Annotated in this window: 27 protein-coding genes; 7 read left to right on the top strand and 20 right to left on the bottom strand. The window is 26.6% G+C overall.

Annotated elements, in window-relative coordinates; genetic code table 11:
- Positions 1-284 precede the first annotated feature (284 nt).
- The 3 genes from OIF33_RS08465 to OIF33_RS08475 all read right to left on the bottom strand — a co-directional run bounded on the left by OIF33_RS08465 (position 285) and on the right by OIF33_RS08475 (position 2,431).
- Positions 285-1,100 (bottom strand): hypothetical protein, encoded by an 816-nt coding sequence (locus OIF33_RS08465; protein ID WP_322503797.1) that lies wholly within the window; start codon positions 1,098-1,100, stop codon positions 285-287.
- A 106-nt stretch (positions 1,101-1,206) separates the two neighbouring features.
- A complete protein-coding gene (locus tag OIF33_RS08470; protein WP_257916321.1) occupies positions 1,207-1,359 on the bottom strand; it encodes a zinc-ribbon domain-containing protein in 153 nt (50 codons plus the stop codon).
- Positions 1,360-1,735: 376 nt separating this feature from the next.
- The gene (locus OIF33_RS08475; RefSeq protein ID WP_322503798.1) at positions 1,736-2,431 is read right to left on the bottom strand and encodes a helix-turn-helix domain-containing protein; all 696 of its coding nucleotides are present in this window, start codon (positions 2,429-2,431) and stop codon (positions 1,736-1,738) included.
- 597 nt (positions 2,432-3,028) lie between these two features.
- Here OIF33_RS08475 and OIF33_RS08480 point away from each other — a divergent pair.
- Positions 3,029-3,433: a hypothetical protein gene (locus OIF33_RS08480; RefSeq protein WP_322503799.1), complete on the top strand. Its 405-nt coding sequence runs from the start codon at positions 3,029-3,031 to the stop codon at positions 3,431-3,433.
- 62 nt (positions 3,434-3,495) lie between these two features.
- On the opposite strand, the gene OIF33_RS08485 is transcribed toward OIF33_RS08480, so the two are convergent.
- From OIF33_RS08485 to OIF33_RS08495, 3 genes are all read right to left on the bottom strand, one after another.
- Positions 3,496-3,996: a YbhB/YbcL family Raf kinase inhibitor-like protein gene (locus OIF33_RS08485; protein WP_322503800.1), complete on the bottom strand. Its 501-nt coding sequence runs from the start codon at positions 3,994-3,996 to the stop codon at positions 3,496-3,498.
- Between the two features lie 290 nt (positions 3,997-4,286).
- On the bottom strand, positions 4,287-4,646 hold the full coding sequence (locus OIF33_RS08490; protein ID WP_322503801.1) for a helix-turn-helix domain-containing protein: 360 nt from the start codon (positions 4,644-4,646) through the stop codon (positions 4,287-4,289).
- 379 nt (positions 4,647-5,025) lie between these two features.
- On the bottom strand, positions 5,026-5,310 hold the full coding sequence (locus OIF33_RS08495; protein ID WP_322503802.1) for a bacteriocin immunity protein: 285 nt from the start codon (positions 5,308-5,310) through the stop codon (positions 5,026-5,028).
- A 198-nt stretch (positions 5,311-5,508) separates the two neighbouring features.
- Here OIF33_RS08495 and OIF33_RS08500 point away from each other — a divergent pair, with 198 nt between their 5' ends.
- Positions 5,509-5,832 carry a DUF3784 domain-containing protein gene (locus tag OIF33_RS08500; protein ID WP_322503803.1) on the top strand — a complete coding sequence of 108 codons (324 nt, stop codon included), beginning with the start codon at positions 5,509-5,511 and terminating at the stop codon, positions 5,830-5,832.
- A 50-nt stretch (positions 5,833-5,882) separates the two neighbouring features.
- Here OIF33_RS08500 and OIF33_RS08505 read toward each other — a convergent pair whose 3' ends face one another.
- The 4 genes from OIF33_RS08505 to OIF33_RS08520 form a co-directional block, all read right to left on the bottom strand.
- Complete coding sequence (locus tag OIF33_RS08505) at positions 5,883-6,614, bottom strand: class I SAM-dependent methyltransferase (RefSeq protein WP_322503804.1); 732 nt, start codon at positions 6,612-6,614, stop codon at positions 5,883-5,885.
- A 219-nt stretch (positions 6,615-6,833) separates the two neighbouring features.
- Positions 6,834-7,982, bottom strand: coding sequence for a GNAT family N-acetyltransferase (locus tag OIF33_RS08510; RefSeq protein ID WP_322503805.1), 1,149 nt, complete (start codon positions 7,980-7,982; stop codon positions 6,834-6,836).
- A 25-nt stretch (positions 7,983-8,007) separates the two neighbouring features.
- Positions 8,008-8,532, bottom strand: a complete 525-nt coding sequence (locus OIF33_RS08515) for a hypothetical protein (RefSeq protein WP_322503806.1) — start codon at positions 8,530-8,532, stop codon at positions 8,008-8,010.
- Between the two features lie 107 nt (positions 8,533-8,639).
- A complete protein-coding gene (locus tag OIF33_RS08520) occupies positions 8,640-9,746 on the bottom strand; it encodes a Gfo/Idh/MocA family oxidoreductase (RefSeq protein WP_322503807.1) in 1,107 nt (368 codons plus the stop codon).
- Between the two features lie 310 nt (positions 9,747-10,056).
- Here OIF33_RS08520 and OIF33_RS08525 point away from each other — a divergent pair, with 310 nt between their 5' ends.
- Positions 10,057-10,290 carry a hypothetical protein gene (locus OIF33_RS08525; RefSeq protein ID WP_322503808.1) on the top strand — a complete coding sequence of 78 codons (234 nt, stop codon included), beginning with the start codon at positions 10,057-10,059 and terminating at the stop codon, positions 10,288-10,290.
- A 291-nt stretch (positions 10,291-10,581) separates the two neighbouring features.
- On the opposite strand, the gene OIF33_RS17090 is transcribed toward OIF33_RS08525, so the two are convergent.
- The 3 genes from OIF33_RS17090 to OIF33_RS08535 form a co-directional block, all read right to left on the bottom strand.
- A complete protein-coding gene (locus OIF33_RS17090) occupies positions 10,582-10,689 on the bottom strand; it encodes a DUF4318 domain-containing protein (RefSeq protein WP_416173354.1) in 108 nt (35 codons plus the stop codon).
- A 413-nt stretch (positions 10,690-11,102) separates the two neighbouring features.
- Positions 11,103-11,333, bottom strand: a complete 231-nt coding sequence (locus tag OIF33_RS08530; protein ID WP_322503809.1) for a DUF4318 domain-containing protein — start codon at positions 11,331-11,333, stop codon at positions 11,103-11,105.
- Positions 11,334-11,492: 159 nt separating this feature from the next.
- Positions 11,493-12,146 carry a hypothetical protein gene (locus OIF33_RS08535; protein ID WP_322503810.1) on the bottom strand — a complete coding sequence of 218 codons (654 nt, stop codon included), beginning with the start codon at positions 12,144-12,146 and terminating at the stop codon, positions 11,493-11,495.
- Between the two features lie 385 nt (positions 12,147-12,531).
- On the opposite strand from OIF33_RS08535, the gene OIF33_RS08540 reads away from it, so the two are divergent.
- The gene (locus OIF33_RS08540) at positions 12,532-13,116 is read left to right on the top strand and encodes a sugar O-acetyltransferase (protein WP_322503811.1); all 585 of its coding nucleotides are present in this window, start codon (positions 12,532-12,534) and stop codon (positions 13,114-13,116) included.
- A 180-nt stretch (positions 13,117-13,296) separates the two neighbouring features.
- Here the strand turns inward: OIF33_RS08540 and OIF33_RS08545 are convergent, their stop codons facing one another.
- From OIF33_RS08545 to OIF33_RS08565, 5 genes are all read right to left on the bottom strand, one after another.
- Positions 13,297-13,872 (bottom strand): helix-turn-helix transcriptional regulator, encoded by a 576-nt coding sequence (locus OIF33_RS08545; protein WP_322503812.1) that lies wholly within the window; start codon positions 13,870-13,872, stop codon positions 13,297-13,299.
- Positions 13,873-14,237: 365 nt separating this feature from the next.
- Positions 14,238-14,396 (bottom strand): DUF4318 domain-containing protein, encoded by a 159-nt coding sequence (locus tag OIF33_RS08550; protein ID WP_322503813.1) that lies wholly within the window; start codon positions 14,394-14,396, stop codon positions 14,238-14,240.
- Between the two features lie 76 nt (positions 14,397-14,472).
- Entirely contained in the window at positions 14,473-14,745 is a 273-nt protein-coding gene (locus tag OIF33_RS08555) for a hypothetical protein (RefSeq protein WP_322503814.1), read from the bottom strand.
- Positions 14,746-15,121: 376 nt separating this feature from the next.
- Positions 15,122-15,628, bottom strand: a complete 507-nt coding sequence (locus OIF33_RS08560) for a DUF3278 domain-containing protein (protein ID WP_322503815.1) — start codon at positions 15,626-15,628, stop codon at positions 15,122-15,124.
- On the bottom strand, positions 15,621-15,830 hold the full coding sequence (locus OIF33_RS08565) for a helix-turn-helix transcriptional regulator (RefSeq protein WP_322503816.1): 210 nt from the start codon (positions 15,828-15,830) through the stop codon (positions 15,621-15,623). Before OIF33_RS08565 ends, OIF33_RS08560 begins: the two co-directional genes overlap by 8 nt.
- A 662-nt stretch (positions 15,831-16,492) precedes the next feature.
- Here OIF33_RS08565 and OIF33_RS08570 point away from each other — a divergent pair.
- On the top strand, positions 16,493-16,921 hold the full coding sequence (locus OIF33_RS08570) for a DUF4829 domain-containing protein (RefSeq protein WP_322503817.1): 429 nt from the start codon (positions 16,493-16,495) through the stop codon (positions 16,919-16,921).
- 219 nt (positions 16,922-17,140) lie between these two features.
- On the opposite strand, the gene OIF33_RS08575 is transcribed toward OIF33_RS08570, so the two are convergent.
- Positions 17,141-17,734, bottom strand: a complete 594-nt coding sequence (locus OIF33_RS08575; protein WP_322503818.1) for a sigma-70 family RNA polymerase sigma factor — start codon at positions 17,732-17,734, stop codon at positions 17,141-17,143.
- 576 nt (positions 17,735-18,310) lie between these two features.
- Between OIF33_RS08575 and OIF33_RS08580 the strand changes: the two genes are divergently transcribed.
- Together OIF33_RS08580 and OIF33_RS08585 are read left to right on the top strand one after the other, a co-directional pair.
- Positions 18,311-18,856 carry a helix-turn-helix transcriptional regulator gene (locus OIF33_RS08580; RefSeq protein WP_322503819.1) on the top strand — a complete coding sequence of 182 codons (546 nt, stop codon included), beginning with the start codon at positions 18,311-18,313 and terminating at the stop codon, positions 18,854-18,856.
- 127 nt (positions 18,857-18,983) lie between these two features.
- The gene (locus OIF33_RS08585; RefSeq protein WP_322503820.1) at positions 18,984-19,316 is read left to right on the top strand and encodes an ImmA/IrrE family metallo-endopeptidase; all 333 of its coding nucleotides are present in this window, start codon (positions 18,984-18,986) and stop codon (positions 19,314-19,316) included.
- A gap of 168 nt (positions 19,317-19,484) precedes the next feature.
- On the opposite strand, the gene OIF33_RS08590 is transcribed toward OIF33_RS08585, so the two are convergent.
- A partial coding sequence (locus OIF33_RS08590) for a tetratricopeptide repeat protein (protein ID WP_322503821.1) occupies positions 19,485-21,574 on the bottom strand: 2,090 nt, incomplete at its 5' end.

Below are 21,574 nucleotides of genomic sequence, written 5' to 3' on the forward strand. Positions count from 1 at the left end.
CATAATTTTAAGTAAAAAGCAAAATTTAAAATTTTGTATTTTGAACTTATACAATGTAATTCTAGTTATATTGTATTCCTTAAATAAAAAAAACGTCTTACCGCTATAATTTTATTTAAAAATCAACACTAATTTAAAACAAAATCTATTAAATAAATTATATTATGATCTAATTCTCTATATCATTGCTAAGTGATATTTTTATAATAATTTTTCACATAAAAAAGGTTGTAGCTTAAACCACAACCTATAACAATTCAAAGATATATAGTAATCTAAAAATATTAAGTATCTCTACTTGAAAGACCTCTTGGCCATGAAAGCAATTTATTCTTATCTATTCTTAGATCTTTTTCATTTTCAAAATTTATATTACAAAAATAATTATGGTAATTAGCTACCCATACAAATTTATCCCAAACCCTTATGTTTTCTTTGTTTAACTCTAACATTTCCTCTACTTTAACCTTATGTTTATAAAGTAACTCTATCTGCATTTTTTCAAATTCATACTTATTATTACATTCAGTATAATATTTAAATATTGTATTTAGATAATTTAAAAACCATTGTCCATCGCTATCTATTAATATTTTATTTCGCTGCGGTGCTATATCATAATTACTTATGTATTTTCTAAGTCTACTTACTGCTTTATCATCTAGTACAATCCTTGGATAACATGCTAAATTACTTTCAATATAATGTGCATCTAAAAGAGCAGGACCAAAAACTATATCTTCATTAATATAAAAATCACCTACACTAACTCCACCTCTAACAAAAAAACCTTCTAGAGCTAAATTAAACTGATATTCTGAAACATTATCTAATATTTCATTTAAGGCTTCTTCCCCATCATCTTTTATAGGATATCCCACAATCATATTATCAGTATATATTTTTATTTTCCCTTGGCTATACTTATTTTTAATTATACATTGTTTATTCTTATTTATAAGGAAATTGATTTCTTTAAGTAAATCATTTCCGTATTTATTGTTACATGACTCTATTATCATCTGAGAAAAACCAAGCATATCTATAGTACACACCATAGAGTTAACAAGCATTGGATTATTTTCATTATACTTCTGCATACTTCTCGTCCCCCATCTAATGACTATATGTATTTATATTTTAATATCTATTTTATTATAATAAAAAAAGGTTGCAGTTTAAACTACAACCTTTAACAATCTAAAATTATCTTCTATTTTGTTCTTTTTTAGCTCTTCTACAAGATACACATCTTGTTGGCTCATTTTCAAATCCTTTTTCTTTGTAGAATTCTTGCTCTCCTACTGAAAATATGAATTCACTTCCGCAATCTCTGCATTTTAATGTTTTATCTGACATAAACATTCCTCCTAAAATTAAAGATTCTAAATGGATATATAATCTCTAATTTCGAGAACTATTTATCTAAATGAAACTTTTTTGTTAGCTACTTTGCTACTAGTTTAGTATAACATGGTATTTAACTACTTGCAACCTTTTTTATTTATTTTTTTAAATAATTAAAAAAACATACAGTTTTTTCCTGATTACAATGTATTTAACTTAATATTTCTCAGCATAAAAGAAGAATTAATATCTTTAATATTTCTACATCTTCCCTATAAGTCCTAGTAATATTAATACTTAATATGAATAACATCACTTACTTATGATACAGTTATCTGTAAATACTCTAAATAATTTTTACACTTTACTCTCTTAAGATACTATAAAACTAATCTTCAATAGCTATATAAACATCCATATAACTTATACCATCCTTCTCATATACCTTTTCAAAACAATGTATAACGTCTTTACTATTCTTATGTTTATAACAGTTTACTTCCATATACATCATAAGTGTCTTATATGCATTTGGAATAAGAGAAAATGGTTCACTAAAAGGTTCCTTAATTGTAATAATGGCATAAGATTGCTCTTTTTGAACTATAACTTCTAGTTTATTATTCTCTATTTCAAAATTTAAAGGTAAAATACATGCTGCTTCATAGCCATGCATATTATACACATTAATTTGTTCCTGTGATACATTTGGAAAATCCCATCCTATTATTTCTGGCTCATTAATCCCATTACTATTAGCCCAATGTTTTATGTGTTTCATAGCATCATCTTCCGGATCTTCACTTATTACTGCATATTTGACAAAAGTAAATGAGGGTACCTTTTCTATTCTAATATTGGAATAAGCTTCATTAATCATATTTATATCTTCCCTAACTAATTTGTCCATAGAGCACGAAAAAAGTTTACATAGTTCTATTACTTTATCCATCTCAGGATATGTATTATCAAGTTCCCACTTGGAAATAGTTTGGCGAGAAACTCCCATCTTCTCTGCCAACTCTTCTTGAGTCATACCCTTATGCATTTTTCTTAAAAATTGAATATTTTGTCCAAAACTCATGTTATATCTTCCCCTTTATATTCTGATAAATTTATTATAAAGGAAAGTAGCCCTATCCTTACACCAACCTTTGATTTCTTTTATATAATTTTTAGCAACTTAAAGTTGCAATTTCTAATATAAAGTTATTGTGTAATAGTTTCTGCTACTTTAGTATAATATCTCTACTTAACTACGCATTAAATACCTGAACATTACAATACTAATTTATTTTTAATATACCATCACCTTATCTATCTAAGTATATAGTTTAAGTATTATATTAACAATATTTACTAAGTCTGAAGTTTTTTCTATTTCAGTTCCTAATGAAGCTACTACTACTCTTACCTTCCCTGGTTCAAATTCTTTGCTATTAACAAATATTCCTTCATTAACAGAGGTTACTTCATTTTTATCATGCTAAATAAGTTCGAATTTTTGTATTCGATGTGTTGACATAAATTTAGTTTGGAAATTTATCACACTTTGTTTTTAATTTGTATCTTCAAATTGTATTTAATTACATATACAATGTAGATAAATATTTAGCCCTTTACTAAATATAAATTTTAATAATAATTAATTGAAAAAAGTTTTAGGGTATAAGGAGGATTAATGATTAAAGCAAAGAAAATAGTAATTTTATTAGGTATTATATTTATAGGAGTAAAAACAGTAGAAATAACATATAATTGGATAAATGATAGTACTCATAATAACTCAGTAGCAATTACAGAAGATAACAAGTTAAATGAAGTAGCTACAGAGGATCAAAAAGAGAAAAACATTGATGATACATTACCAAATGAAAATGAACAAAAAGACCAGCCTAAAAATAATGAAGATTTAAAGCAAGGTAAAGATACTCAAAATAATATGAAAGATAATAAAAATGCTTTACCTGAAAAAAACACAAAAAATATGCAAGAAAAAACATTACAAGTAGGTGATGTTGTATGTAAAGCAGGATGCGTATATGGCAGTGAACATGTAAAAGGATGCGATAAATATACTGGATAAATAAAAGATATTATAAATAAAAATCTAATAAGTTATTTTACTAACTTATTAGATTTTACTAATTAGCTATCATATTCTCCTTTTAGAGTAACTTGTTCTAATATATGTCCATGCATCTTTTTATGTAATTCGTTTAGATAAAATCCGTTTTTTAAGTCTATTAAACAATCTAGTGCATAAACATGTATTTCATAAATATGAGCTTCATTTGGAGGAGTCATTCCACCATAATACATACAAAATTCTTTTGCTACTTCTCCTCCTTGAATGCTAATCCAGCTATTTAATCCTTGAATAATTTCATTGTTTGTTCTGCTTTCATTCTCTTCTAACTCATCTTTAGTTATATTGGCAGCCACCCAATGTATCCATGAAAATCCTCCACTTACAGGGATAGCATCCTTGTCTTCAATTACTACAGCAAATGATTTAGTTCCTTCTGGTGCATTCTCTATTTTTAAAGGTAATGAACAAGTTGGTATTCCATGCTTATCCACTTCTCCTCTTTTACCATATTTATCATGTATTATTCCATCAATTATTCCTTTACTGCTTACTCTCATAAAGTCATCCTCCTAAAAAGTATATTTTTTTAAATTATATAGTCCTAAGTCTTAGCTAGGATTAATGCCAAACTAAAAACAAAGACCTCTTTTAAAATCAATACTGAATTTAAAATATAATTCAAAACAAGTATAAAATTAAGCTCAATATTACCTCATTTCTTTTATGACTTTATGATACCTTTAATATAAAACATAGACAATTACCCACTTTTTTGTAAGTATTAATCAATTAACAAAGTGATATCACAGATAAGAGCGTTAGCGTGCCTTAACTTTTTTTGTAGGTATTAATCAATTAACCCTATTTCAGCAAGTTCACTTTCTCTTCCATGTTCAATCATATACTCAATGCCAACTTGTTGCAGTATTTCTAGAGATTTTAGTATGTCTTTCCCTCTTTTAGTTAAATAATATTCAACTCTTAAAGGATATCCGCTATATTCATTCTTACCAACAATCCCAACATCTATTAGATTTTTTAAGTTTTCAAGTAGCATCTTCTCTGTTATTCCATTTATATCTTTTCTAAGCTTAGATAGTGATGTTTCACCTATTCTAAGTCTCCATATTATTATAGTTTTCCACTTACCCTTAATCATATCTGTAATAAGTTCTAATGGACATGTAAATTCATTTCTTATCTTCATAACTATCACCTTACAAAAATCAAATTCTTTCTTAAAGTTAGATTTTATTTTTAATATATGTATATTAAATTACCTAAACTATTAAAAGTTAAGGATTTTAATAACTTAGGTAAAATTTCTTTCTTAATTAGTTAAATACACTCTACTCTATGTAAGCTTTTAAAATCAAGTTATAGGATTGAAAACTTTATTGTTTACCCTCCCTATTGCAAAGCAAACGCTTTATTTAACTTGTAGTTATAGGATTAAAAACTTTATTGTTTACACTTTTTCTATTAAGAATCTCAACTTTAATTTTATACTACTTTCAAATACTTAGAACCCTGTAATAAATAAAGGCGTTTTGTTCTTCTAACTTGTGCTGCATCAACATCATCAATTAAAACCATGTAATAAATGAAGGTATACCTCTATATTTGCTTGCAACATTTGCTAAGTGATTATATAGGTTTAAAACTGCTTCTGGAGCTTTAAAATTGTGATATCTTACATAACTCGTTATATCATTAGTTAATTTTGTACAAGCCAAATTATACTCTTCTCCATTCTCTAAAGCCTTTTTATATCCACTTAAAAGCTTGGTTAATTCTTCACTGCTTTTAACCTCTTTATCATCTAATGTCTTTTGTATCTCATCAATTAATTCACAATATTTTTTATTCATTTGATTACGACCCTTCTATTATTTATTTCATTTATATGTAAAATATTGAATTTTATTATATTTTATCATAATATTTTAGATAATAGGAATTCTTTGAGAAATTAAATAGAGTTGAAGAATTATCTTAAATAATCACTAGCTTAAAATAAAATCTATTTAATAAGTAATACTTTAGAATCATATGGGGAGGAGTCTTTTATGAAACCAGATTTAACAGGAATATTAATCTTTGCCCTTTTAGGAGGTGGAATACTAACTTTCATTGGAGGAATAGTAAAGTTTTTTAATGCAGGAGATATTCTTAACTTCTATGATGAAGAAAAACATGATAAGAATGCAGTGTCTAGATTTGTTGGAAGTGATATATTCTATACAGGTTTAGGGGTAATACTTATTGCAATAATTAGTGTATTTTTAAATGAAAAGTATTATTATGCTCTAATGATTACTCAAGTTGCCATAACAATTCTTGGCTTATTATTGTCATGTTACCACTTCTTTTTCAAATGCAAAAAGCAGTAAATCATAATGGCTTTTGCTCAATATGATTTACTGACTAAAATTTTAATATGCTATTTCTTTTTTACTGAAATAAGTAGCATCATAGGACGACGCATTTCATCCTTCATGCCCTCTATATCCATCATTTCCTCTGGTGGATTTGGTTCAATAATATGTTGAAACTCAAATCCATTTTGAAGTAAAATGTTGAGATAAGTTGTAAGTGTCCTATGATATTTTGTAACTTTTTCTCCTAAAAATACAGCTTCACGTTTGCCTTCATAATAATAATTATCTACAGGAAAATGAAGTATATTCCCATCTTCATCGTAGTACCAGTCTTGAGATCCATAAGATGTAAAAACAGGGTGTTCAACGGAGAAAACAAATTCTCCCCCTTTTTTTATCCATTTTGATATTTTAGATATTAAAGGCTCAAAATCTCTTACATAATGAAAAGCTAAGGAACTAATTACTATATCAAATGTTTCCTCTAGAAAATTCAAATCCTCCATAGCTGCACATTGATATTCTATATTCTTATGATTATTCTTCTCTTTAGCTACTTCAAGCATCTTATGTGATATATCGGTTCCAAGTACATAGCTTGCTCCATTATCTATAGCATATTTACAATGCCACCCATATCCACATCCTAAGTCTAAAACTTTCTTATGATTAAAGTCTGGTAATATCTTTTGCAATTCAGACCACTCACCAGCTCCTTGCAAACCATTTTTAGAACGTGCCATTTCTCCATACTTTAAAAAGAATTCTTCCTTATCATATTTATTTTCTTTCATTTTAAATTCCTCCCATGCAAATATATAAAAAGTTAATACTATTCTTATTTACATGGGTTTATGCAATCTTTTGGGCAATAATACCACCACACATCTTCTCTCACCTCTTTTTATTTTTTATATTATAGCATTCATAATAACCTTAGTCATTTCTTTTTCACTTTGATAAATCCTAATTTTTCTTACAGTTTCACTGTTTTCTAGGTATTAATTTATTAGCTATACACAGTCCAAACCTTCTATATATAAAGGTAATGGTAGCCAGCTATTTAAAAAGTTTGGAACTTCATTATTGAAGTTAAAGTATGGCTTTATTGGAGAAAATAAAAACTTAATTGCTTCTAGCTCATTTAGTTCAATATTAGGTTCCTCTTGAACCTTCTTAACTTCAACATTATTTTTATGAACTTTGATCTTTAAAACTCCATAATTTATTATGCTTATGTTATATTCTCCATCTTCTAACTTTGAGTAAGTAGCTTTTAGTTTTAGCATTATCCTAACTACTTTTTCATAGTTAAATATTCTAAAGTTATTGTTTTTTGTAATTGAGTAATTTTCACATATCTTCATAAGTTCTGATATTTTCTCTATTTCATAGACTGGAAGCCTTAAGTTTACTTCATTTTGTTTGAAAGTTTTTATGTATGAAGCTATGGCAAGATTTAAATCACTGTTGTTTTCTAAAACTATTTCATCTATAAATCCATTATTTGCTGCAATATATCCAATAAATTTTTCACTTTTAAAAACAGAATAAATGCTGCAATTCCATGATTTTAATATATCTAAGAACTCACCTTTTTCTCTTACTATTTTTACACTTTTCTTAGAATGAAGTTCATATGCTTTTTCTACCATAGTATTATCATTTTCATCTAATAATTTAAGGCTTATTCTCTCATCAATCACTTCATTACACTTATAATTTATGTTTACATCTAAGATATTAAAGGTTATTTGTTGACCACAAGGCTCATATCCAAAGTATTCATACCTTTGTCTATATCCACTAAGAACACTAATATCTACCTTGTCCCTTTTCATCTCTTCAATGGATTCATTCATAAGCTTTTTCATGTATCCCTTTCCCTTTGAATAAGGATGAGCTGATACACTGCCTATTCCTACAACATTTATTTTTTCATCTAATACACTTAAAGTTAGTGGGAATGCACCTACTACCCCTTTTATCTTATTATCCACCTTTATTATATGATGGTACTTTATTTTATTATTATTCCTATATAATTTAGGTAATAATTTTAGAAAATCAGTACTTCCACCAGAATGACTAAACACATAATTTATAAAATCAATTAACTCCTCATAATCATTTTCATTTGCTTTTAAATACTCTTTCCCCATAATGTTCTCCCTTATTATTTCTGTTTTAATTATTTGTGCTTTGATTCTGTTTACTAAAAGAAATAATTAAATCTTTAATATAGTTGCCATATAAATTATCATCTTCTATAAATTTAACTGGATCTTTATCTTTTAAGGCTATATTATTAATAAATCTATTTATATAGTATTTATTATTTTCTTTTTCAATTAAACAGGTGTATTCAGTTAAAGTATCCATCTTTTGTCCCTGTAAAGTCTTAAACTTAACGATATAACTCTCATTTTCTTTTTTATGAATGCTGGTTATTTTAATCTTAAAGTCCTTATTGGTAGTACTTTTAAAACGTTTCTTATTTAAAGTTAACATCTCCACAAGGTCTGGATTATTCACAAAATCTGAATAATTTAAAGAATCCTTTCCATATTCAATTTTAAAAAATCCATTTAAAAGATTATGTATTGGCTTCTCTACTGAAGGATTATTCTTTAAATTTCTGCTTATATTATAAAAACAAGAAAATACCACTACTATAAGGATTATACTCATTCCAAACAACTTTTTGTTCATAAGCAATCACTCGCTTTCTTTTTTATAACCCTTTTCCCTATCTTTAAATATATATATTTATTACCATTACAAGCTTCTATAAATCTATTGTCTTTTCTAAAATCAGTTTAAAATCTTTCTTCTAATTTTACTCTAAATTCCTTAGTGTCCATTGGGAAAGTAACTACCTCATTGTTCCATGATGATAAATAAGCTCCATTGATTATATATAAAGAATTTATGGCTTCTTTTACAGGACACAACACCATTGTATTACCTTCAATAGAACTTATAAAATTGTTTACAATAGCAGCCTGTTGTATTGAATTATCTGCATCATTAAATGTAAATTCTTGTTCCTTGAATGGAATTTTCCCATAGAGTTCATTTGTTGTATTTGCATAAAGTTTTTCATCCTGCTCTAATTCACGGAATATCAAGTTTTGATCATCACATAGAATTATCTGTCCTTTACTTCCTATTATCTCTAAACGGTTACTTCCTGGAAACTCTCTTGAAGATGCTATAAACTGAGCAGTTGCACCATTCTCATATTGCATATGCAGCATTACATCATTTTCTACTTCTATCTCACGCTCAGCACCACAATAGCAAAAGGCATTAATATTTTTAGGCATACCACAAAGCCAGATTAATAAATCTAATTGGTGTGAAGCTTGTGTCATTAATAGTCCACCGCCTTCGCCCTTATATGTACCTTTCCATGATTGTGCATTATGATATGCCTGAGTACGATACAGGTTTGTAATTATCCAGTTAGCTCTCTTTAACTCTCCTATTTTTCCAGAAGAAATAATATCTTTTACTTTATTAAAAGCTTGACTAGTTCTTCTACAATACAGTACACCACTTAAAATATTAGGGTGTCTTTCTATGCATTTCATAAGTTCTTCTACCTCATCTGAAAATACACCAACTGGTTTTTCAATTAATGGGTGAATACCTGATTCAATAGCCTTAATTGCCATTGACGGATGGTTAAAATGTGGTGTGCAAATCATCACCATATCTATCTTTCCAGACTCAAGCATATCTTCATAACTTGTAAACAATGAAACATCTTTCAAATCATATTGAGAACAAATACTTTCCATACGTTCAAAATTTCTACTTGATAAAGCGCAAATATGGCACCCCTTAATTTTATTGCTAACAATCAATTTTATATACTCTTCAGCAATGCATCCAATTCCCGCAATCCCCAATCTTATCATTTTTGCCCCTCCTAAATTATTATTTCTTATATTATTTTTGTTAAAATTTAGTATGTTTTAATGATACCATAAAACTTGTTAAAATTTAAAAAGCAAGGTTAATCTTTTAAGATAAAACATACTGAAAACTCTATATTTTAATGAATTTTCAATATAAAAGGCTTGGTTATGATTATAACTTTAAATACAAACTTTAATAAAGATTAGGTTATTAAAGTAATTCTATGTAAGTAATTGCAATATAAATTAAATAAATACTTTATAAAAGAAGTTTGGTTATTAATTTAAATATAATTATGGAGGTATATAGATGAAAATCAAAAATACTAATTTAATGTATTTAGCTTTAGGATCACTTATGCTTGTTTTATTGCAGTCTAATGTATTTAATAATACTTTATGGTTTGCAGCCCAGATTCCAATTCCATATTTAGGTGAAATAATAATCTTCTTAAGCAAAATTTTATCTTTTATAGGTGCTATAATTTTTATATTTGCAGCCTTAAAATTGATACGCATTAATTTTAAGAATAAAGAGTCTTAACTATTAGAAGAGCAACAAAAATTTGTTGCTCTTTTAGTATTAAATTTCTATAATTTTATTATTTAAGTTTAACTTTTAAACTCATTATTTTTATATAAAACATCCTTATTTTTAATATTATTCTAATAATTATTGCATCCTCGCATAAGTCTATTAGTTTTTATAGTTTTAGTCTACTTCTTTACAATGCAAAACCCAACAATTAAACAATCTAACCCTTTGATATTTCTTTGTGATTTCATACTTACTTCCTTCAATCATAGCAGTTACAGGTGAAGTCCTCTTAATAAATTAAAATGGCAAGTTATTTTTTCCACAATATTTTGCTACTTCTAAGCAAATGTCATCATCTGTTTTAGGATTACTATCTAAATCAATTAAAAATCCTTTTTTAAACATATCCTCTACTCCCCTTTAATAAACTTATCTTTATTTTATTATATACTTAATCCCATTTTTATCCATAAACATATTGTAAAAGTATCTTTACTATCTTGATTTATTAATTTAAAAACTCTGTTTTAAGCATTCACTTCAAACAAAGCCTAAACTAAAAATGAGCCTCTCTAAAGAAGCTCACCTTTTATATAAATAATAATGTTTTATCATGGCATACAAAACATTTATATTGATTTCTCTTTCAAAAACTTTTCATTAAGTTTATTTATAATTTCTGTCATCGCTACAAAAGTAGATTTAGTTTCTCTATAAATTTTAAAGTTTACTTAGTTCTATAAAAGTTTAATTTTCTGATCTACTACTTAAATTTAAAACATGTACATGTCTTAAATCCCCCTAAATATTTATCCTATTTAATTTACTGCTGTACAGCTTAAAACCCAGTAATTCATGAATCTACCATTTTGGTATTTCTTTTTAACTTCATATTTGCTGTCTTTAATCTTAGCAATTACAGGTGAAGTTTTTTTAATAAAATCAAATGGCAAATTATTTTCTCCACAATACTTTGCTACTTCTAAGCAAATATCATCATCTGTTTTAGGCATATCATTTAAGTCAATTAAAAAGCCTTTTTTGAACATAATATCTAATCTCCCCTTAATAAAATTATTTCTATAACTTTATTATATATTAAATTTAATTATTAAAAAACATTTTTTTCCAATTTTTATATATTATTTTTATCTCTGCTCTTAACAAAAAATAGCTGACCATTTTTAAGATCAGCTATTGTATAAATTTTATTTTTTTATACTAATGTATTTGTATATATTTATGGTACCTATAACAATTAAATGACTTAATGCAAAGTTTAAAGTACTATATGTTAAGACTGTAGGATCCACTAAATTAGGATACAATAAATTGATATTATGAAATTCTGAATTTATACTAATATTAAATATAATTGCACTAGCAAATATCAATATAATACTAAAGACTCTTACCCTAGTAATCTTCTTGTCCTCTTCTGAATACTTCTTCTTTATAAAGAGATATGCAAGAAATGCATTAAATATAAAGTTAGCTAAATATACACCTATTCCTATAGCAATATATACTATACCACTTTTTCCAAGTAAAAAATAAAGTATATGAACACCATTAGCAAGAAAGAATATTGATTCAATTAAGCAAAATACACCTGAAAATAAATATATTCTATTTGGATTTTCTTGAAAATCTATTGCTAAATATATTGCCCATAAAATCATAAACACAAATACTACATGATATATCATGTTTTTCTGTCCAAAAACACTTTCCTTTAGTATTTCAGAATATATTATGTTAAGTACAATTAAGTTGAATATAAAGAATACTATTGGAGTAATCACCATTAATTTAATAGTAAAGCTAAAATTCATTGATCTCTTAAGAGAATCTATATCCACATCTTCACTGCTCTCTATATATACTTTTTTCCCTTATAATTTATCATATAACCTTTTTTCCCATTCTTTTTCACTTTCTCTCCCCTTATTTAATATATTTTTTTAACATAATAGATTTTATCATAAATTTGGTAAATATTATCTATTTCAACTTAAAAAGACTGTTAATAAAATATAAATTTATATATAAATTAAAGATTCTATTAATTACATAAGTTCACCTTACTATGAGATTATTTTCTTAAGAATATAAAAAGCCTTTATTATGGGTATTGATTAATAATAAGAAATTTTTAACTTTTATCCTTTAGGTTGTAGTGGTTATAAAGGGATGGTATAATGTGGGCGTATATAAGTAATAAATTGGGATATGGGGGTTTTAAATATGACTGAAAGAGAGAAAATGCTAGCAGACGAGCTTTATGATTGTGGTGATGAAGAATTATTAACTCAATGGCATAAAGCAAAAGATTTAGTGAGAGATTATAACAATACAGATTCTGCAAACTTAGAGGAAAAGGAACGCATTTTAAGTGAATTACTTGGTGGGCGTGGAAAAAACTTATGGATTACTGCACCTTTTCATGCTGACTATGGAAACAATATTTACTTTGGAAATAACTGTGAAGTTAATATGAATTGTACTTTTTTAGATGATAATAAAATTGTTATTGGAGATAATGCCTTAATTGCTCCTAATGTACAAATATATACTGCTTTCCACCCAACAAATGCTATTGATAGATTTGGTAAACCAAAGGCAGATGGCTCATTTGAGTTTTGTAAGACTCAAACAGCTCCTGTAATAATTGGAGACAATGCATGGATTGGTGGCGGAGCAATAATTATGCCAGGTGTCATCATTGGAGATAATGTTGTTATTGGCGCAGGAAGCGTTGTAACAAAGGATATTCCAAGCAACACTATTGCCTACGGAAATCCTTGTAGATTTATTAGAGAGAATGAGTAAATTTTAATTCATAGTTTTATAAAAGTTCTTAAAATAGTAGCTTTTCTTATAACCTTATGATTATCTTATTTTATAAAGTCCATATTTATTAACTTAAAAAGTCCTTGTGTACTAGAAATTACTAATATACAAGGATCTTTTTTATATAGAACAGATTTCGACTAAATTTATTCTTTAATTTTATGATAGTATATACATCATAATAGCTGATATTGCTATAGTGATCACTGCTACAGCTGTTACTATGAAAACTTTCTGATATGGTCTTTTTCCATACTCTTGATTCTTTTGAATCTCGTCCATACTTCTTCCCTCTGAAAAGGCAAGAATTTCTTTATAAGTCTGAATATCAAAATTCTTTTTCTGCTTATCAACCTTAAACCCATAATAATTTGCTGCTATAGCAATAACTCCCCAAATTCCAAATCCAATATACCCCATGAATACTGTAAGTGGAACAACTAATACCATAGTACATATTAATAATACAACAAAAATATTACCATCATGGTTAAACTTATCAATATCTTCTGATTTAATTTTCTCTTTCATTTCTTCAAAATCTCCTTTAATAAGTATGTCAAGAGATACATCAAAAAGAGAGCTTAGTAATAATAAGCTTTTCACATCTGGATAGTTTTTATTGTTCTCCCAGTTTGAAATAGTCTGCCGAGATACAAATATTTCTCTAGCTAATTCATCCTGTGAAAGCTTCATCTCTGTTCTATATTTTTTTATCTGTTTTCCAATCTCCATAAAATGTCCTCCTGCATAATCAGTGTATAACCTGAAATGAAATCCTACCATCAAAAGCCTTTGATATTGGCTGTTTTAGCCATGTCAAAAGTTTTTTACACTGCTATAAACTGCTATATTGCTTACTTCTTGCTTAATAGTTTTTTTATACCTAAATCTGTTTTAAACCATGATTAATTTCTAAATAGAGCTTATATACCCTCTTAATTAGCACTAAAGTTTCATCATATATTGGTATATTTAAGCTACTATTGACTTCTATTCCCCTTAATTAAGCCTAGATAAATCCCCTTTATCTACTCAACTTCTCTACAGCTTAAAACCCAACAATTCACTCTAGAAGTTTGATATTTTTTTGTAATTTCTTACTTGTCCTCTTCAATCATAGCAACTATAGGTGAAGTCCTTTTAATAAATTCAAAGGGTAAATTATTTTTCCCACAATATTTTGCAACCTCTAAACAAATCTCATCATCAGTTTTAGGAATACTGTCTAATTCAATTAAAAAGCCTTTTTTAAACATGCTATCTACTCTCTCCTTTAATAAAATTACTTTGTAAAATTTTCTACTTTGAAATATCTTTAATTAACTAAACTTACTAGTCATTTTTCTTTTCTAGTAATATATCTATTGATGTCAGTATAAATTTTAATGCTCTATATAATGAAACCATAAATAATATTCCCACTATAAACACTCCAACTTTGCTTCCTATTAATACTGTCCCTGTCATATAAAATCCAGTTGCAGTACTTGTTTGAGAAAATGGTGTAATAAATGCAAAGAATGCTGAAATGAATATTATAAGAATTGATAGTTTGAGTTTTCTTAATATAGCAGCAGAGCTATCTCCTTTTATTTTTTCGCTCATCACAAATCCCTATAACAATAAATTGTATATATGATTATATTTTACATCATGTAGGGTAATATTCAAATTAAAATCTCTGTCCCATTATTAACTTTCTTTTAAGTAGATACTACTTTTAAACTTCATTAAAATTCTACTAATTAACAAGATGCTCTTATAGTGTTTGAAAGTTCTATAGTATAAATTTTATCTTTTTTCAAGACTAAAAGAGAGGTTGATGGATATCTGCTTGGAAGTTTTATAGTATAACTTTCTGAATTAATATATACTTTCTGAAAATAATAAAAGTACTTGCAATCAGCTTTTGCCAATAAACAAGTACTTTTTCTTACTATATATTTAATTACCTTTAACTCTTCACTTAATAATCCCTAAACTAATAAACTCTTTTTATCTTTGATTTTCCCATACTGTATAATCCGGTTCCAAAAATAATTGAAGTAACAGTCCAAATGATAACCTTAGATAAATCTATATTAATGGCTTCCCCTAAAATCCAAGGCCAAATATAACAACTTACAGAAAAAACAAAAATTCCCCACTGAATTGATCCTATAATACACTGTCCTTTTAATTTTTTTATTTGCATACTATAGCTTTTATCATCATAAAATTCAGTTTCATCAACGCCACTCTTTCTAATTTTTTCTGAAATATAACATGAATTTATAACCTGCAATAATGTTAAGGCTACTGTTCCAAAGGATAAACTATGATTAATTCCATCAAATATTAAACTTCCTACCAAAGCAATTATAAGAAGATATGATAAATATATGTTTGCTGTTGCTAAGATTTCAGAAATAACTCTCTGTTGATATTCATCTCTTTCACCTGTATATCCTATGTAATGTTTTTGAAGTGTTTTTGCTAATTTACTCATCCTCTTTTTCCTCCTCATTAACCCAAAATAATGTATTTAAATCAGTTCCTAAAGTTTTGGCAATTTTAATACATAAATCTAGAGATGGATTATATTTTTGGTTTTCAATTAAATTTATAGTTTGTCTTGCAACTCCAACCTTTTTTGAAAGTTCTAATTGAGACATACCAGCTAAAAGCCTATATTTTTTTATATTATTCATCTCTTCCCCCCAATTCATGTCATATATATGTGACTGCAAGAAAATAATACCATTTATCTTTATATGTGTCAAATATATATGACACATATAAAAAAGGTGGATTCATGAATTTGAACCCACCTGTTTAAAAACTACTACCAAAATTTATTTTAATATATTTCATTGATTTTCAATATTATAATTACTTTTCATATTTTTTATAAAGATATGAATAATACCCTATAAGGATTACAACTAAAAAAACATTAAAAAATGTACTAATATAGTATAAATTCATATTCCTAAAAAATTCGCTATTTATCATAATTTGATCTATTGAATCAAATAAAAATTCCATAAAAAAACATACTGTAACTACACAAAAAAATTTTTTACCAATCTACTTTCCCCCTAGTTATTTTATTTAAGTAAGATTAATTTTTACTGTTCCTTAAAACCTAACTTAATAATAAGTTTTCTCTAAAAATCAACACTATTTTAAAACAAAGATATTTCTATAAATCCTTTTATAAAATTAAGTATCTTAATGATATTTTATCATAATTCGTTAAAATATAATTATAATATTGTTAACCTATTGAGTATGGGATAACTTCATACAGTATAATAACAGTAACTAGTTTTTATTATTTAGAACTTATAGAATAAAGGGGTATTTATATATGAAAAAACTTATTATGTGTTTCTGTTGTGTCTTGTTAATTGGTTCCTTAGTTGCCTGTAATATGAGCAAAATATCTAAGGATCTTTCAATTGAAGTTAGTGAGTCCACTAAATTTTCTAAAGAAGAAATAGATTCTGCTATAAATCGTGTGAAAAAAGGTTTTGATTTTCCAGCTTGTACACTTGAAAAAATATGGTATGATGAGAAAAAATCTAATAGTTGGGTTAATGATTACTTAGAATATGGACGTGGTTCAGTAAATGGTGCTAAAGCAGAAAATGTTATTGTTCTATTTTCAAACTTCTATGTTGATGATTCAGGTGATAATCCAACTTTAGTTCCTGATACAACATATACAGATTTTCAATGGGTATTAATAAGAAAAGATAAAACAAGTAATTGGAAAATTGATGATTCAGGTTATTAGAAAGCTATTATAAAATGTTACCTTATAAAAATATATAAAGTAATAAAAACTTACAAATATACTCAAAGAATTTCTAAACATACTCTTCATACTATTTGTAAGTTTTCTTTAAATCATCATTTGCCAAATATAAAAAGTCCTTGTCTATAAGCATTTGCTAATAAACAAGGACTTTCTTATTATATAGTTTTGATTTTCTAAATACGGTAAATATCTATGCTAAATTATTTTTATTCCTCTATCCTTAAATCCCTTTTGGAGCTTGTCCATAATCTTTTTCTTCTTATATCTAACAGCATTAAAGCTCATTTTATCCTTATGTTTCTCATAATACTTTTGCATGTTTCCTCTCTCCTCATTAATGTATAAGATAAAGGCTCTTTCTTCTTCACTTAAGGAGCTCATAGCATTAATTAATGCTTCATGCTCTTCTCTATTCTCAAAATGAATTCCCATTGAAAAATCATCTTCTAAGGTATCTTTTATTGTAATATCTTCTCCGATAGGTGTATCTAGACTAGAAAAATTTAAAATGGACTCTTTTTTCTTTAGCATACTTCCATATTTATTTCTTAAGAGTATAGTTATAAATGCCACAAAATCTATTTCAAACTTTCCATCATACTTTTTCACTCCATTTATGAATTCAATCCATGCTATCTGCTCTAAATCTTTCCTGTCATAACCCTTTATGAAATACTTAGTTGAATACTTATATATCAATCCTTTGTGAATCTCAAAAAGCTTTTCCATCGCTTCTTTATTTCCTTTTTTACTATATATTAATAAAAGATCAACCATTTCTTTATTCATAAACTCTATCCCCTAAACTTTATATTTTTATATTATGGACGGATTTTTTAATAATTTGGACGGACTTTTTAATATCTGTCCACCTCTTCAAAGCTTGATATAACTCACTTTAGGCAGACTTTTCTTAAAAAGGTCCGACTTTTTCCTATTTTATATAATTGTATACATATAAAAATTATTTTTATCTATATTGTAATTTATATTTTTTCCTATACTATATAAATAGGAAAAGTCCGTCCAGTACGACCAAAGTATGGCCAAACTCCGCCCAAAAACCATAATTATATTAAAATACCTCATAAAATTATTCTAAAATACTATTATTACGCTACATAAATTTTAATATTTTCAAAATTCCAAAATAGAATATATAAACTTGGAATAAAGTCTTCATAGCTTTAAATATTCTAAGTTCAAAATTTAGTTAAACCATAATAAAACTTTAAAATAAATCTCTGTTTTAACTTATCTTGATTTAAAGATATCTTAAGCCCTTATTTATGGTCCTGTATCTCTATCCAAAATCAAGATAATCTTAATCAGATAAAAACTTAATATAAAAGAGGGAATTGGCTTATGTTTATTGGTTATAGGCTACAAAAACTACGAAAGAAGAGAAAATTGACTCAAAAGGCATTGGCTGAAATGACAGGTATATCTCGCTCATATCTCTCAGACATAGAGCATAACAGGTATAACCCAAGCTTTGATACTATTGAGGCATTAGCATCCTCTCTAAAGCTTGATTTAAAGTCATTTTTTGATGATACCCTACTAGAAGAAGATTATTATCTAAAACCTCTTAAGGAAGAATTAGAAGAAGAAAGCTTTGAAGAAATTGAAGAGCTTTCTGAAAATGTAATTGTTGAAAAACATATAATTCATAATGATTCAAATGTTCCTTATGCAACTGGTTCTCTTTCAAAAAAGGAAACTCTAAACATAAAAACAGATTTAGAGAAAACCCTAAACAACCTAGAGAATCTTGAAAAGGACATAGCCTTTGAAGGGGTAATTTTAGATGCTGAAACAAGAAAAGCTTTTAAAGAAAGCTTAGAACATTCAATGAAAATGGCAAAGCTAATTGCCAAAAACAAATTTTCTTCTAAACCAAGTAGCTAATAAAAAAATCAATTAAGCCTATTACACCACTATCCTTTCATCATTAAAATATTGAAAGGTAGGTGAATGGCTTGCATCAAAACTCATAAAATTTAATCAGGAGTTTAGTTGGTGCAATCCACTATATATGAATATAAAAAAATTAGCAAACCAATTAGTAGAAAAGTATGGATTAAGGGATCCATTAGAAATAACATTAGCAATGGGAATCGTGCTCCTAGAAGAAGATCTAGGTGATATATATGGGTATTCTCATACCTATAAAAGACAAAGGTTTATACACCTAAATAAGAGTTGTTCGCTAAAAACAAAAAGGCTTGTCTGCGCCCATGAACTAGGCTATCTTTTGATTCATCCGAAGGAAGAGATACATGTTGTAACTGATGCTTTATTGGAACCAAAGGATGACTTTGAAAAATATGCTAGAATCTTTGCAGCGCACTTACTTATATCAGATTAGATAGTATAAAAGTATAATAAGAAAATTGCTTAGAAAATGGCTAATCTCTTGGAGCCACCTTTGGAGTTGGTTGAGGTTATGTTAGATTCTTAAATTCCCTTTAATAATTAAAAATTCCTTGTCCTAAAAATACTAACTAATTTTAAGACAAGGAGTTTTTAAATAATTTTATTTATATTTAATTTTTGATTTTGATACTTGTTTAACTTTATCTGTATAATATAAATATGTAGATATTTCCGTAGGATTTTTAGCTTTAGGTCCTAAAATAACCTCTTCTACTTCTAATTCTTTATCCATTTCAATATAAACATGTGGTACTACAAAACCTTCATTTTCACCAGTATATTGAACTTTACCATTATTCTCAAATTTAATTAATCTTAACTCTTTTTCATGCTCATAATTTTTATCTTTAAACAAAAACCTTATTTGATCTAAAATATTTTGAATAATTGGTTTTAGGTCAGGATTGAAATCTATATCCTCTCTTAAGTCACATAAAGATTCTACTAAATCTTTAAACCTTTCCTCTTTATCTTCAGCTATATAATATCCATCGTTATTATATTCTAGATATTGTATCTTATATAAACAATAACACTCATCTTCTTTACTCTTTTCATAATAAGGCGTATCAGAAAAGTCTGTTAAAAGTTTCAAATTATTACTAGAGTAATATTTAGCTAAACCACTGATATCACCTATATCACTCTTACTAATAGTATAAACTAATTTTTCTGACTTTTTAATCTTAGTAACTTTAAACGAGTCACTAAGTGAAGATTTTTCTTCTTTGTCAAAAAAACTTGACTTTATAGTAATACAACAGCCTTGTCCATCATCACTATACTGGACCCACATAGGAAGTGAAGTATCAATAGCCTCTGAAAAACTTGTTAAAAAGACACTACTCTTACGATTTAATATCTCTCTATTAGTATCACTTTTAGTAATATATAAATTTTTTATAAATTCTTTAGCATATTTTAACTTTTCATCTTCCCTAACTTTTGTTAAAAGTAATTCAATAAAAACCTCTCCCTCTGTAGGATCATTCATATAGGCAACATTGTTTAATCTTAGCTTTGCTTCATTTATATCCGAATTTTCTATATTGGGCTTTACTAAATGTTTTAATGTACCAATTTTAGTATAATGACCAACATCCTTATCTTCTTTATAAATCATACTATCTCTCAAACCTATTACTTTATTAAAGAGTTTATATATCTTTAATTTTATATCACTTTTAAAATTCATTTTTTCTATATATTCATAAAACTTATTATCATTAGCCTTAACTAAATACTTATTAGCTTCGTTTAAATATTTATCATCAGTTCTAATATTATATATTAAATTATATATTTGGCTTAAATTAAAATAAACTACTTGATTATTATCTAAACTTTGTGATTTTAATATTTTTTTAAAAATTTCTATTGATTTCTCATATACCTCTATTGCTTCTTTATGTTTTCCTTTAAGAAAGTATGAATTACCTATATTATTATAAACTTCTGCTCTCAACTCGTCATTACACTTTAACTTTAAAGCTTCTTTATATTCGTTTATTGCTTCTTTATACTCTCCATTGTTGAAATATGAATTACCTATATTATTATAAATTTCTACTCTTTTTTCTTCTTTATTTTCTAACTTTAATACTTTTTGGTATTCGTCTATTGCTTCTTTATATTGGCCTTTAAGAAAGTATGAATTACCTATACTATTATAAATTGTTGCTTTTAATTGATCTGTAAGTTCTAATTTTAATGCTTCTTTATATTCTCTTATTGCTTCTTTAAAGTCTTCATTATTAAAGTATGAATTACCTATATTATTATAAATTATTGTTTTTAATTGATCTGTACATTCTAATTTTAATGCTTCTTTATATTCTTTTATTGCCTCTTCGTATTCTCCTTTATTATTATATGAGTTACCTATTTTATTGTAAATTTCTGTCATCACCTTATCATTACATTCTAGCTTTAATACTTCTTTATATTCTTTTATTGCTTCTTCATATTCTCCTTTTTCATAATATGAATTGCCAATATTTTCATAAATTGTTATTCTTAAATCATATGTACATTTTAGATTTAATGCTTCTTCATATTTTTTTATTGCCTCTTCGTATTCTCCTTTATAATAAAATGAGCTACCAATATTATTATAAATCGTTGCTCTTAACTCATCTGTACATTTTAGATTTAATGCTTCTTCATATTCTTTTATTGCTTCTTCATATT

Source organism: Clostridium sp. LIBA-8841, assembly GCF_034439435.1.
Classification (GTDB): Bacteria; Bacillota; Clostridia; order Clostridiales; family Clostridiaceae; genus Sarcina.